The sequence below is a fragment of the Frondihabitans sp. OV104 genome, assembly GCF_057787745.1.
Genome location: NZ_CM173541.1, coordinates 3,515,161 through 3,528,517, shown reverse-complemented (window position 1 = coordinate 3,528,517; position 13,357 = coordinate 3,515,161). Strand labels below are relative to the sequence as shown.

Annotated in this window: 10 protein-coding genes; 3 read left to right on the top strand and 7 right to left on the bottom strand. The window is 70.1% G+C overall.

Annotated elements, in window-relative coordinates; all coding sequences use genetic code 11:
• Positions 1 to 11 precede the first annotated feature (11 nt).
• Together AC3CBB_RS16735 and AC3CBB_RS16730 are read left to right on the top strand one after the other, a co-directional pair.
• Entirely contained in the window at positions 12 to 491 is a 480-nt protein-coding gene (locus tag AC3CBB_RS16735) for a GNAT family N-acetyltransferase (protein ID WP_123506999.1), read from the top strand.
• On the top strand, positions 478 to 876 hold the full coding sequence (locus tag AC3CBB_RS16730) for an MGMT family protein (protein WP_233580047.1): 399 nt from the start codon (positions 478 to 480) through the stop codon (positions 874 to 876). The genes AC3CBB_RS16735 and AC3CBB_RS16730 overlap by 14 nt, the downstream gene beginning before the upstream one ends.
• Before the next feature lie 57 nt (positions 877 to 933).
• On the opposite strand, the gene AC3CBB_RS16725 is transcribed toward AC3CBB_RS16730, so the two are convergent.
• From AC3CBB_RS16725 to sucC, 7 genes are all read right to left on the bottom strand, one after another.
• Positions 934 to 2,751 (bottom strand): ABC transporter ATP-binding protein, encoded by a 1,818-nt coding sequence (locus AC3CBB_RS16725; RefSeq protein WP_123506998.1) that lies wholly within the window; start codon positions 2,749 to 2,751, stop codon positions 934 to 936.
• Positions 2,748 to 4,559, bottom strand: coding sequence for an ABC transporter ATP-binding protein (locus AC3CBB_RS16720; RefSeq protein ID WP_488625437.1), 1,812 nt, complete (start codon positions 4,557 to 4,559; stop codon positions 2,748 to 2,750). The genes AC3CBB_RS16725 and AC3CBB_RS16720 overlap by 4 nt, the downstream gene beginning before the upstream one ends.
• A gap of 470 nt (positions 4,560 to 5,029) precedes the next feature.
• The gene (gene purH, locus AC3CBB_RS16715) at positions 5,030 to 6,709 is read right to left on the bottom strand and encodes a bifunctional phosphoribosylaminoimidazolecarboxamide formyltransferase/IMP cyclohydrolase (protein ID WP_488625436.1); all 1,680 of its coding nucleotides are present in this window, start codon (positions 6,707 to 6,709) and stop codon (positions 5,030 to 5,032) included.
• Complete coding sequence (gene purN / locus AC3CBB_RS16710; protein WP_488625435.1) at positions 6,706 to 7,299, bottom strand: phosphoribosylglycinamide formyltransferase; 594 nt, start codon at positions 7,297 to 7,299, stop codon at positions 6,706 to 6,708. The genes purH and purN overlap by 4 nt, the downstream gene beginning before the upstream one ends.
• A 28-nt stretch (positions 7,300 to 7,327) precedes the next feature.
• Positions 7,328 to 8,758 (bottom strand): cell division protein PerM, encoded by a 1,431-nt coding sequence (locus AC3CBB_RS16705; RefSeq protein ID WP_488625434.1) that lies wholly within the window; start codon positions 8,756 to 8,758, stop codon positions 7,328 to 7,330.
• Positions 8,759 to 8,959: 201 nt separating this feature from the next.
• Positions 8,960 to 9,853: a succinate--CoA ligase subunit alpha gene (gene sucD / locus AC3CBB_RS16700; protein ID WP_123506993.1), complete on the bottom strand. Its 894-nt coding sequence runs from the start codon at positions 9,851 to 9,853 to the stop codon at positions 8,960 to 8,962.
• Between the two features lie 13 nt (positions 9,854 to 9,866).
• Positions 9,867 to 11,045: an ADP-forming succinate--CoA ligase subunit beta gene (gene sucC / locus AC3CBB_RS16695; protein WP_488625433.1), complete on the bottom strand. Its 1,179-nt coding sequence runs from the start codon at positions 11,043 to 11,045 to the stop codon at positions 9,867 to 9,869.
• 280 nt (positions 11,046 to 11,325) lie between these two features.
• Here sucC and AC3CBB_RS16690 point away from each other — a divergent pair, with 280 nt between their 5' ends.
• Positions 11,326 to 13,329 (top strand): hypothetical protein, encoded by a 2,004-nt coding sequence (locus AC3CBB_RS16690; protein WP_488625432.1) that lies wholly within the window; start codon positions 11,326 to 11,328, stop codon positions 13,327 to 13,329.
• Positions 13,330 to 13,357: the final 28 nt, after the last annotated feature.

Below are 13,357 nucleotides of genomic sequence, written 5' to 3'. Positions count from 1 at the left end.
ACTCTGTGGCCATGAGTGACCTCCGCCTCGAAGAGCTGTCGGCCAGGACGATCGTCGCAGCGAACACGCTGACCCTCAAACCGGGCCAAGAGCAGTACGTGGCGCCGGTCTCGCACTCCATCGCCGAGGCGTACGTCAATCCGTCGACGGCGTGGCCGCGCGTCGTGCTCGACGGCGACGAGGTCGTCGGCTTCATCATGGGCAACTTCGACCCCGACAGCGACAACGAGTCGCTTCGCAGCTGCATCTGGCGGATCAACGTGTCGGCCGACGCGCAGGGCCGCGGTATCGGCCGGTTCGCCGTTCATGCTCTCGCCGCCGAGGCGCGCAGCCGCGGGTTCGACCGGCTGACCGTCATGTACGAGCCCGGCGACGACGGTCCGGAGGCGTTCTTCCTGCACGTCGGCTTCGCCGTCATCGGCGAGACCCCCTACGGCGAGCACCTCGCAGCGCTGACCATCTCGCCGTCGCCGCAGGGTGACGAGGGCTGAGGCCGAAGGGCTCGAGCCCGACGGCGCCGATGCTGTCGCACTCGCGGCCGATGACGCCCAGGCCCTCGAGCCCGACCCTGACGACTGGTTCTCGCGAGTGCTCGAGGTCGTCGAGACGATCCCGTCGGGGCGCGTCATGACGTACGGCGGCGTAGCCGCCGCGCTCGGCTCCCGCTCGTCTCGCGGCGTCGGCAAGGTCATGGCGCACTCCGGAGCCGAGACGCACTGGTGGCGGGTGATCCGGGCCTCCGGGCACCCCGCGTTGGGCCACGCGCAGCGGGCCCTCGAGATGTACCGGGTCGAGGGCACGCCGCTGCGGTGGTCGCGCGACGGCGCCTCGTGGCGCGTCGACCTGGCCGTCGCGGAGTGGGCGCCCGGGAGCTGACGAGGCACCCTGGCACCCGCGGCGTGCGGGCACCAGGCGCCAGCGATGCCCGCCCGCTCAGACCAGCGAGTCCCTCCACGCCGCGTGCAGCTGCGCGAACCGGCCCGTGCCCGAGATCAGGTCGTCGGGCGTGCCGTCTTCGACGATGCGGCCGTACTCCATGACGAGCACCCGGTCGGCGATCGCCACCGTCGACAGCCGGTGCGCGATGATGAGTGCTGTCCGGTCGGAGAGCAGCGTCTGCAGCGCCTCCTGCACGAGCCGCTCGCTCGGGATGTCGAGCGATGCCGTCGCCTCGTCGAGGATCAGCACGGCCGGGTCGGCGATGAACGCGCGGGCGAACGAGAGCAGCTGCCGCTGGCCGGCCGAGACGCGCCCACCGCGCTTGTTCACGTCGGTGTCGTACCCGTCGGGCAGCGCCACGATGAACTCGTGCGCGCCGACCGCACGGGCAGCCCGCTCTATCTCGTCGCGCGTGGCGTCCGGCTTTCCGAGCGCGATGTTGTCGGCCACGGAGCCCGAGAACAGGTACGCCTCCTGGGTGACCATGACGATCGCTCGTCGCAGGTCCTTCGGATGCAGGTCGCGCAGATCGACGCCGTCGAGCTTCACGCTGCCCCGCGAGGGGTCGTAGAAGCGCGCTATCAGCTTGGCGAGCGTCGACTTGCCGGCGCCCGTCGAGCCGACGAGGGCGATGGTCTGCCCGGCCGGCACGTGCAGCTCGAACTCGGGCAGCACGATGGCGTCCCTGTTGTAGGCGAACTCGACGTCGTCGAAGTCGATCGCGCCCTTGGCGTGCCACAGGTCGGTGGGTCGCACCGGGTCGGGAACGCTGGGGCTCTCCTCCAGCACGCCCGAGATCTTCTCGAGCGCGGCCGAGGCCGACTGGTAGCCGTTGTAGAACATGGCCAGCTCTTCGGCCGGGTCGAAGAAGCGCTTCGCGTATAGCGCCACCGCGAGCAGGGCGCCGACCTCGAGGCCGCCGTCGATCACGCGGAACGCGCCGAACAGTACGACTGCCGCCAGTGTCGCGTTGCCGATGAGGACGAGTCCCGGATCGAACGTTCCGAACAGCTGGAACACCCGCGAGTTGGCCTTGCGGTAGTCCTCGACGTAGCCGCCGTACTGCTTCTCGTTGCGGCCCTCTTTGCGGAAGGCCTGGACAGCCCGGATGCCCGTCATCGTCTCCACGAATTGGACGATCACGCGGGCGCTCGTCGTGCGCGTGGACCGGAAGAGCTTCTGCGAGCGCGTCTGGAACCAGCGGGTCAGCACGACCAACGGAATCAGCGCGACCCCGAGGATCAGACCTGAGGGGGCGTCGAGGCTCACCAAGGCGATCGCGGTGAACACCATGTAGAGCAGCCCCTGCACGAGCTGGTTGATGCCCGAGTCGAAGAGCTCGCGGATCGAGTCCAGGTCGCTGGTCTGCCGGGAGATGATGCGCCCCGACGTGTAGCTCTCGTGGAACTCCAGGCTCAGCCGCTGCGTGTGGAGGAAGAGCCGCTTGCGCAGGTCGAACAGGATGCTCTGGCTCACCCGGGCGAAGATCACCGTGTACTGGGCCATCAGGATCGCGCCGACGATTCCGACCACGAGGTAGAGGCCGACCACCACGATGGCGGGCATCCAGTCGTTGTTCTTCACCAGCGCGGGCAGCGCGTTGTCGATGCCGTACGCGATCAGCGTCGGTCCGGCGACCTGCGCCGCCGTCGAGATGACGACGATGACGGCGGTCACCGCGATGCGAGCCCTCAGGGGCTCGAGGAGCGACGCGAGAAGGCGCCGCGAGCGGAGGCGGAGGCGCGCGCTCTCCTCCTTGGAGAAGTCGTCGCGCTCCTCGCCCTTCACGCCCTGGGTGGTCGTGGTGCTCATGCCAGCACCTCCTCTCGGGTGGTCTGATCGTCGTCGTCGAGCGACGAGATCACGTAGCGGTAGTGGTCGTTGGTGGCGATGAGATCGGAGTGGGTCCCGACCGCGGTGACCCGGCCGTTCTCGAGGAGCGCGACCCGGTCGGCGAGGTTCACCGTCGAGGGGCGGTGCGCCACGATGAGCGAGGTCGTGTCCGCGAGGACGCGGCGCAGGCCGGCCTCGACTCGGGCCTCGGTGTCGACGTCGAGTGCTGACAGCGGATCGTCGAGCACCAGCACCGAGGGGCGCGCCGCTATGGCGCGCGCCAGGGCGAGCCGCTGCCGCTGCCCTCCGGAGAGGCTGAGACCCTCTTCGCCGACGGTCGTGTCGACGCCCTCGGGCAGGTCGTCGACGAAACCGGCCTGAGCGATCTCGAGCGCCTCGCGCATGACCGCCTCGGCCTCGTCGCCCGATAGGTCGGGGCGGCCGAGGAGCACGTTGTCGCGCACCGTGGTGCTGAACAGCGTGGCGTCCTCGAAGGCCATCCCGATGTGGCGCCGGAGCTCCTCCCGGGTCAGGTCGCGTACATCGACGCCGTCGAGCAGCACCTCGCCGCCGGTGACGTCGTAGAGCCGCGGCGCGAGTGCGAGAAGCGTGGTCTTGCCCGAGCCGGTCAGGCCGACCAGCGCCATCGTCTCGCCCGGCTCGAGCACGAGGTCGACGCCGTCGACGAGATCGGCGAACTGCGCCGGGGAGTCCTGGTACCGGAAGTGCGTGTTCCGGAACTCCAGGCGCCCGCGGGGCTCGGTGATCGTCTTGGGGATCTCCGGGTCGGTGATCGTGTTGACGCTGTCGAGGACCTCGAAGAAGCGGTCGACGGCGGTGCGCGTGTCGAACGTCATCGAGAGCAGGAAGCCGATCGACTCGACCGGGAACCGCAGCACGGTCGCCGTCGCGAAGAACGCGAACAGCTCGCCGACGGTCATGCTGCCGCCGGCTGCGAGCCCGATGCCCGCGAAGAGGCACAGGGCGAACGCCACGTCGGGCACCAGGAGGAGCCACAGCCACAGCTGCGCGATAGCCTTCGACTTCTCGATCTCGGTGCCACGCAGGTCTTCGGCCCGCTTCGCGAAGTCGCGGAGCGAGTGCTTGCCTCGGCCGAAGGCCTTGAGCACGCGGATGCCGTGGACCGACTCCTCGACGCTGGTGGCGAGATCGCCGACCTGGTCCTGGCTACGCCGGGCGATCACCGAGTACCGGGTCTCGAACCGGATGCTCACGACCCAGATCGGCACGGACGCCACGAGGAAGATGATGCCGAGCAGCCAGCTGTAGAAGAACAGCACGACGAAGCCCACCAGGATGGTCAGGAAGTTGACCACCAGCAGCACGACGCCGAACGCCAGCCAGCGGCGGATCAGGCTGAGGTCGCTCACCGAGCGGCTCAGCAGCTGACCGCTCTGCCAGCGGTCGTGGAATGCGACGGGGAGGTCCTGCAGCTTCGCATAGAGGCCGTTGCGCATGCTCGACTCGACGTGCGTGCTCGGCGTCAGCACGAGCCAGCGACGTCCCATGATCATCAGCGCTTCGACGACGCCGAGGCCCAGCACGATCGCGAATGCCGGCCAGACCTGCGACGAGTCCCCGCTCGAGAGCGGGCCGTCGACGAGCCGCTGGAGGACGTTCGGGATGAGCAAGGCCACGACCGACGCGATGAGTGCCGCGACCATGCCGAGGATGATGCGCGACATCGCGGGTTTCACGAAGGGATAGAGACGGCTCAGCGTGCGCAGCGTCGACGTCTTGGGGGTGGGAGGGGGGTGGTGGGACATGGTTGATCCAGGTTCGTTCTGACGGGTCGCCGGAGCGCCGTCGATATGGGTCGTGTCACCCCGCGTCGGTCATGCGCGGCGAGGTGCAGGCGGAGGTGTCCGCGGGCCGAGGCCCTGAGGCGCGCGTCAGCGCGGCTCGTGATCGGTTGGTGCGGGAGCCGGTGAGCTAGGCCGCTGGCGTCGCGGGACGCGGGGAGCGGCGGAACTCGAGGGAGGCGCGCACGAAGACGGTCACCGTCTGGACCGTGGTCTGGGCTGTGTTCGTCATCATGTCCTCCCGAGGCATTCGCATTCGCATGTCGTCACGTGGTGCATTTCGCAGTCACTTCGAAGGCGACCGCAAGCAGCCTTTTAGGATATGGGGACCGTGGTCACGATTGCAAGGCTTCCGAACGAATCCGTTCTCATCCCGCGCTCGTCAGTACTGTCGGCGCCGTCAGCCCCGGTAGTACGGTCAGCCCCGTCAGCCCTCAGTGGAAGAAGTGGCGCTCGCCGGTGAAGTACATCGTGACGCCGGCCTTCTGTGCCGCGGCGACGACCTCCTCGTCGCGGATCGACCCGCCGGGCTGGACGACGGCGCGCACGCCGGCGGCGAGCAGCACCTCGAGTCCGTCCGCGAACGGGAAGAACGCGTCCGACGCCGCCACCGATCCGCGCGCCCGGTCGCCCGCGCGGTTCACAGCGAGGTGGCACGAGTCGACCCGGTTGACCTGGCCCATGCCGACGCCGACCGAGGCGCCGTCGTCGGCGAGGAGGATCGCGTTCGACTTGACGGCCCGCGAGGCGATCCAGGCGAACTCGAGGTCGGCGCGCGTGGCGTCGTCCGCCTCGTCGCCGGCGACCAGCGTCCAGCCCTCCGACGAGAAGCCGGTGAAGCGGTCGCTGTCCTGCAGCAGGATGCCGCCCGAGATCTGCTTGATCTCCCGCTCGCCCAGCGCGAAGTCGGCGGGCAGCTGCAGCAGGCGGATGTTCTTCTTCGTCTGCAGGAGCGCCAGCGCCTCGGGCTCGAAGCCGGGTGCCACGACTACCTCGGTGAAGATGTCCTTCACCGTCTCGGCCATCGCGACGGTGACCGTGCGGTTTGCGGCGATGACCCCGCCGTACGCCGAGACCGGGTCGCAGGCGTGGGCGCGGGCGTGCGCATCGGCGATCGGGTCGGCCTCGAGCAGGCCGCCCACGGCGATGCCGCAGGGGTTGGCGTGCTTGATGATCGCGACGGCCGGCGCCTCGAAGTCGAAGGCCGCGCGCACGGCCGCATCGGCGTCGACGTAGTTGTTGTACGACATCTCCTTGCCGTGCAGCTGGGTCGCCTGGGCGATGCCCGTGCCGCCGGCCTGCGCGTAGATCGCGGCGGCCTGGTGCGAGTTCTCGCCGTAGCGGAGCGTGTGCTGGAGATCTGCGGTGACGGTGAGCTCGGGGGCGAACGCGGCAGTCTCGAGTTCCTGAGAGACACTGCCCTGAGAGACACTGCCCTGCGCGGCACTGCCCTGCGGGACACTGCCCTGCGCGGGGTTCTTGATGCCCACGCTCGCCGCGAAGTACGCCGCGACCGCGCTGTCGTACGCGGCCGTGTGGGCGAACGCCTCGCCAGCCAGTCGCTGGCGCTGCGCAAGTGTCGTGCCGCCGAGCGTGAGCGCTTTGACGATCTGGCCGTATGACGTCGGCGACACGGCGATGGCGACGTTGGCGTGGTTCTTGGCGGCGGCGCGGACGAGCGCGGGCCCTCCGATGTCGATGTTCTCGATCACCGTCGGGGTGTCCGCACCCGACGCGACGGTCTCGACGAACGGGTAGAGGTTCACGACGACGAGCTCGAACGGCTTGATGTCCAGGTCGCGCAGCTGCTGCTCGTGGCTCTCGAGGCGCAGGTCGGCGAGCACTCCCGCGTGGATGCCGGGGTGAAGCGTCTTGACGCGGCCGTCGAGCGACTCCGGGAAGCCGGTCACTGCGCTCACGTCGGTGACGTCGTGGCCGGCGTCGCGGATGGCCTGAGCGGTCGATCCCGTCGAGACGATCTCGACCCCGGCCTTCGCCAGCGCGCTGGCGAGCTCGAGCAGGCCGGTCTTGTCGCTCACCGAGATCAGCGCCCGGCTGATCGGCACGGCGTCGCGGTCGCGGTAGAGGCTGGGGTCGATGGCGTGTCCGCTCATGCGGGGGTCTTCTCCGTCAGGTCGAGGGTTCCGTTGGCGATGTCGAGGACGCTCTGCACGAGCAGCCTCCGCTCGACGACCTTGATGCGGTCGTGGAGCGTGGATTCGGTGTCGCCGGGGAGCACTGGGATGCGCTCCTGCGACAGGATCGGGCCGGAGTCGACGCCGCCGTCGACCACGATGACGCTGGCACCGGTCTGGCTGACGCCTGCGGCGAGAGCGTCGCGGACGCCGTGGGCCCCGGGAAACTCGGGCAGGTACGCCGGGTGGGTGTTGATCAGGTGGGGCGTCAGCGCCTCGACGACTCGGATCGGCAGCAGGCGCATGAATCCGCTCAGCACGACGAGGTCGGCACCCCACTGCTCGATCGTCGCGAGCAGCTCGTCGCCCCACGACTCGCGGTCGGGGAAGCTCGTGAACGGCACCGAGAACGTCGGGATGCCGAAGGCCTCGGCGTGCTCTAAGCCGTCGGCGTCGCGGTCGGCGCCGATCGCGATCACGCGGGCCGGATACTCGGCGTCGCTCGCGGCCTCGAGGAGGGCCCGGAGATTCGAGCCTCCGCCGGAGATGAGCACCACGAGCTTGAGCACCCGCCAAGCCTAGCGTTCGCGGTCGGCCCTACCGCTTTCGGTCGGTCTCCCCGTCGAGGGCGTCTGCGAGAGAGGGCAGGCCCGAGGTGAGGTCGTCGTGGTCGGCTACGGCGTCGTCCCTCTCGGCCGCCTGCGGCTTCACCGGTGCTTCGGGCGCAGGAACTGCAGCTCCCCCAGCCGCCCCGCCGCCCTCGGCCTCCCGCCGTGGCAGCCTGTCGGCCACGGCCACCGTCAGGTCGCTCAGCGCCCAGTCGGGCTGCCGCACCATGAGGGCGAGCATCGCCGGCACACCGATCTCGAGCGCCGCGAAGCCGCCGACTGCGAAGGCGTCGGGGCCGACCTCGGCGAGGCGACCCGGTCCGGCGGAACCCGCCGAGAGGGCAGCGGTGACACCGATGATCAGACCGGCCGCGACTCCCGTCGCGGCGCCCGCGATGACGCGGACCAGGAGCGAGTCGACCTCGCCCAGCGCCCGCTGGAGCGCCGGCCGGAACAGCGTCACCACGACGAACGACGCCACCACCGGCACGAGGATGCCGACGAACGCGAAGCTCGACGTCGAGGCGGGAAGCGCACCGAGAAAGGGAACAGCCGGCATCGGCCCCAGCGTCGTCGCGAGTGGCGACACCGACGACCCGGCGCCGATCGCGAACCCCGGACCGACGAGCCATGCCGCCGCCCAGGCCACGACATTCGGCAGCAGCGCGATCTGGCCGATCGTCAGCGCGAGCCCGCCGAGGACGCCGCCGTGCGCGCCCTCGAAGAGCGCGATGATCGCCGCGTAGTGGGTGGCCAGCAGCAGGGCGACCAGCAGACCGGCGACGGCGAACACGACGACCGAGATGGCCAGGCCCGAGCGGATGGCGGCGACGGCGACCACTCGGCCGACCTTCGGGATCTCGTCGAATGCTCGGAGACTCAGACCGATGAACACGCCTGGCGGCTGATCCCGGCGACGACGGTTCACCTCGACCGCGATGAGCAGGGGGACGCCGAAGAAGAGCGTCGGAAAGACGGTGCCCTGCACCAGTGACACGTCTGCCGAGGGCTGGCGCGCTGTCACGGTGACGATGGCGGCGTACACGGCGAACGACGCGATCGCGGCGACGCTGCCGACGACGCGGTGGTTCGTCTCGGCGAGCCGGCGGCCCGCGCGAGCGCCGAGCAGGAAGGTCGTGAGCGCGAATCCGAGAGCGGCCATCGAGATCAGGATCGGCGCCCCCGCACCGGAGATGCCCGTGGCGCTGGCGGCCGACTTCGAGAGGGTCAGCGTGAGGTCAGCGCCGTGGCCGACCAGCCAGACGTCGGCGCCAGCCCGCCAGAACACGCTCCAGTCGATCTGAAGGCCGTACTGGAACGCCCACAGGAAGGTCAGCGAGACCACCGGGACGCCCACGCCGATGCCCACGACGAGCAAGGACTCGAGCGCGGCGAAGACGGCGGTGAGAGGGCGGTTCATACGGCGATGACTGTACCGGCGGCGGCCGACGCCGAAGGGCCGCCCCGCCGACGGCGGAGCGACCCTTCAGGAAGTCGCCGCTCTCGCAGGGCGACACCGGCGACGGCCGGCGTCCGAGTGCGACAGCGGTGGCGCAGCGGCTACAGGCCCGCGGCCGCGCGCTCTGGTTCGGCTCGCGAGCTCGCCGCCGTACCCTCTGGTTCAGCTCGCGAGCTCCCTGAACACCTCGCGCAGCAGCGCAGCAGTCTCGCTCGGCGTCTTGCCGACCTTGACACCCGCGGCCTCGAGGGCCTCCTTCTTGGCCTGGGCGGTGCCCGCCGAGCCGGACACGATCGCACCCGCGTGGCCCATGGTCTTGCCCTCCGGAGCCGTGAAGCCGGCGACGTAGCCGACGACCGGCTTAGTGACGTTGGCCTTGATGTAGTCGGCGGCGCGCTCCTCGGCGTCGCCGCCGATCTCGCCGATCATGACGATCGCACGGGTCTCGGGGTCGGCCTCGAACGCGGCGAGCGCATCGATGTGCGTCGTGCCGATGACGGGGTCGCCGCCGATGCCGATGGCGGTCGAGAAGCCGAGGTCGCGCAGCTCGAACATCATCTGATAGGTCAGGGTTCCCGACTTCGACACGAGGCCGATCGGCCCCTTGCCAGTGATGTTGTTGGGAGTGATACCGACGAGGGACTCGCCGGGAGTGATGATGCCGGGGCAGTTCGGGCCGATGATGCGGGTCGTGCCGCCCCTCGACTTGGCGAGCGCCCAGAACTCGGCGGCATCCTGCGCCGGAATGCCCTCCGTGATGACGACGACGAGCGGGATGCCCGCCTCGATGGCCTCGACGACCGCGTCCTTGGCGAAGGCCGGGGGAACGAAGACGATCGAGACGTCGGCCCCGGTCGTCTCGATGGCCTCGGTGACCGTGCCGAAGACGGGGAGCTCGACATCGCCGTGGGTGACGGTCGTGCCGGCCTTGCGGGCGTTCACGCCGCCGACGACCTGGGTTCCGGCCTTCAGCATGAGCGCGGTGTGCTTCGTGCCCTCGCCGCCCGTGATGCCCTGGACGATGACCTTGCTGTCTTTGGTGAGGAAGATCGACATTGGTTGCTGTTCCTTACTTCTCGACCGCGGCGGCGGAGGCCAGCTCGGCCGCCTTGTCGGCGGCTTCGTCCATGGTGGCGACGACGGTGACGAGCGGGTGGTTCGCCTCGGCGAGGATGCGGCGCCCCTCGTCGACGTTGTTGCCGTCGAGGCGCACGACGAGCGGCTTGGTGGCGGCGTCGCCGAGGATTCCGAGAGCCGCGACGATGCCATTCGCGACCGCGTCGCAGGCGGTGATGCCGCCGAAGACGTTGACGAAGACGCTCTTGACCTGCTCGTCTCCGAGGATCACGTCGAGGCCGTTCGCCATGACCTCGGCCGAGGCTCCGCCGCCGATGTCGAGGAAGTTGGCGGGCTTGACGCCGCCGTGCTTCTCACCCGCGTAGGCGACGACGTCGAGCGTCGACATCACGAGGCCGGCGCCGTTGCCGATGATGCCGACCTCGCCGTCGAGCTTCACGTAGTTGAGGCCTGCGGCCTTGGCCTTCGCCTCGAGCGGGTCGGCAGCAGTGGCGTCCTCGAGCTCGGCGTGACCGGGGTGCCGGAAGTCGGCGTTCTCGTCGATCGAGACCTTGCCGTCGAGGGCGACGATGTCGCCCTGCTCGGTGAGTACGAGCGGGTTCACCTCGACCAGGCTCGCGTCTTCGCCCTTGTAGACGTCGTACAGCTTGACGAGCACGGGCGCGACCTTCTCGACGAGGTCGTCGGGGAAGCCGCCGGCCTTCGCGATCGCGACGGCCTTCTCGAGGTCGATGCCGGTCAGCGGGTCGACCTCGACGCGCGCCAGCGCCTCGGGACGCTCGACCGCCAGCTCTTCGATCTCCATTCCGCCCTCGACGCTGCAGAGCGACAGGTACGAGCGGTTCGCCCGGTCGAGCAGGACCGAGAAGTAGAACTCCTGCTTGATCTGCGCGCCGCCGGCGATCATCACGCGCTTGACCGTGTGGCCCTTGATGTCCAGGCCCAGGATCGCCTCGGCGGCACTGTATGCGTCGTCGGCGGTCTTGGCGACCTTGACGCCTCCGGCCTTGCCGCGGCCGCCCACCTTGACCTGCGCCTTGACGACGGTCACTCCGCCGATCTTCTCGGCGGCCGCCTTCGCCTCCTCGGCGGTGTCGGCGATGATGCCCGGCAGGACCGGGACGCCGTAGGCCTCGAAGAGGTCTCTGGCCTGGTACTCGAAAAGATCCACGCTGTTCTTCCAATCCGCATCGCTGCGCGTCGAGCTCAGCTTGCCAAAACACGCTTGTGGCGTGCCGGGGCCGCTGAGGATTCTGTCTCGATCTCTCTCGACATCGAGACATTCGGGCCGGAGTCAGCCTAGCGCCTCGGCCCCGGGCGGGCCCGACTCGAGGGCGTGCCTGTGGAGACAGCTCACCTCCTCCTCTCCACAGGCGCAGGACCCGAGGAGTCATCCACAGATACCTCCTGCGGCCCGCGGCGCATCCGCTGGTTGCCGCATCGTCGGTGCCATGAACCAGCTCGCCGCGCCACAGCGCTCCTCCCGCCACCCCCTCCGTGTCCTCGTCCTCCTGATCGCCGTCCTGGCGGCGATCGTCACCCTCTCACCCGTTACGACCGCGCAGGCGCTCCAGTCCACCGGCCATGGCCGCGGCCACCTCTGGGCCGGCGACGGCACCTCGTGGCTCGGCACCTACCGGCTCGCCGACGGGCGATTCGCGTTCTGCCTCGAAGTCGGCAAGGCCTCGCCCGTCGGCCATGACTACGTGCTCTCGACCGACCCTCCGGGTCTCGGCCTGGGCGCCACCGACCTGGCGAAGTTGGCATTCATCTCGCGCACCTGGGCGGGGACGACCAACGCCGACACCGCTGCGGCCGCTCAGCTCGCTGTCTGGTCGGTCACCGGCCTCGACGGCCGCACCCTGAGCTACTACGCCGGCCGGGCCAACGGCAGCCGCGATGCCGTCCTGGCCAAGGCGCACACGTTCATCGCGCGCGCAGCGGCCGAGGCCACGACGGCCGTGGCCGCGACCGTGACACTGAAGCTCGGCGCGACCGGCACGGGGACTGTCGCCTCCGGTCTGACGACGACCCTGTCGAAAGGCGGCACGGCACACGTCGCGGCCGGGACGCACTCCGGCACGATCACGCTGGCCGGAGCGAAGTTCGGCACCGGGCAGGCAACGTCCAAGTCGGTTGCGAACGGGCGCAGCCAGACCATCCGGGCCACGGGCTTCGGCCCGACGAACACCGTCAGGGCGACCGTCTCGTTCGGCGATCTGCCGTACCGGTCGACGGTCACCGTGGGGTCGAGCGGCGCAGGAACCCAGAAGCTCCTCTTCACGACCGCTCCCACCACCACGGCGACGAAGAGCACGACGGCAACCGCGGTGTCCCCTCGCCCGTTCTCCCCCCGCGTGGTCACGGCGACGAGCGCGACCACCGCGGAGGCCGGCGCCGAGATCACCGACAAGCTGACCGTCTCGGTCAAGCCCGTCGTCGACCAGCTCACCGAGTGGGGCGTCTACGCGGCCGCCGGCACGACGAAGCCGATCCCGGTGACTGTCCGGAGCACCCTGCTCGGCCCGTTCGCCACGCAGCCGAAGCGGTCGTCGACCTGGCCCTCCGACGCGCCGGTCGTGTGCGCCGTCGCGACGAAGGTGCAGAACGGGCCGGGCGTGTACCGGACCAAGGCGTGCACCCTGCCGTCGTCCGGCTACTTCGTCTGGGTCGAGTCGATCGACCCTGCCGACACTCCGATCGCCAAGGGCCGTGACCGCGTCGGTGCCTGGAAGTCGGCGTTCGCGACGGCCACCGAGGTGTCGTTCGTCCCCTCGGCACCCACCATCAGGACGACCGTCGACGGCTCCAGTCACGAGCCGGGCGCCTGCGTCCCCGACACCCTCATCGCCGTCGGCTTTCCCGGCGTCGACGTGCCTGTGGAGTCCCTCCTGCTCGGCCCGTTCTCCGAGGCGCCGGCGGAGGGCACCGACCTGGGCGACCTCGAGTCGCACCCGGTGGCCGGTCGTGCCCAGACGGTCGTCTCCGCTGACGGGACCTACCGATCGCCGTGCATCGATGCGTCCGAGCCGGGGCACTACGTCTACGTCTTCCGGTCGGAGGGGTCTGCCCCGCGCGAGGACGGCTCGCAGGAGGTCCCGGCCTTCGCCGACCTGCTCGCGCACGACGACGAGTCCTTCGCGATCGACGAGCCGTCGACTCCGGAGACCCCCACTGCTCCCCCGACACCGCGTGTCACGGTCACTCCGCCGGTTCCGGTCACTCCCCCGATGACCGAGACGCCCTCGACGCCGACCGCGGCGGTGCCGCCGACGCCGGAGTCTCCCGCTCCCCCGCGTCTGCTGGCCTTCACCGGCAGCGTCGGCGCCGCTCCGATCGCGGCCGCCGGCGCGGGCACCCTCCTGCTCGGCACCCTCGCCCTGGCAGCGGTGCGTCTCATCCGGAGGGTCCGAGACCGCCGGGCGCTCGAGGCCGACGTCATGGACGCGCTGTGAGCGGCGAGTCCGGACGCAGCCCCCGGGA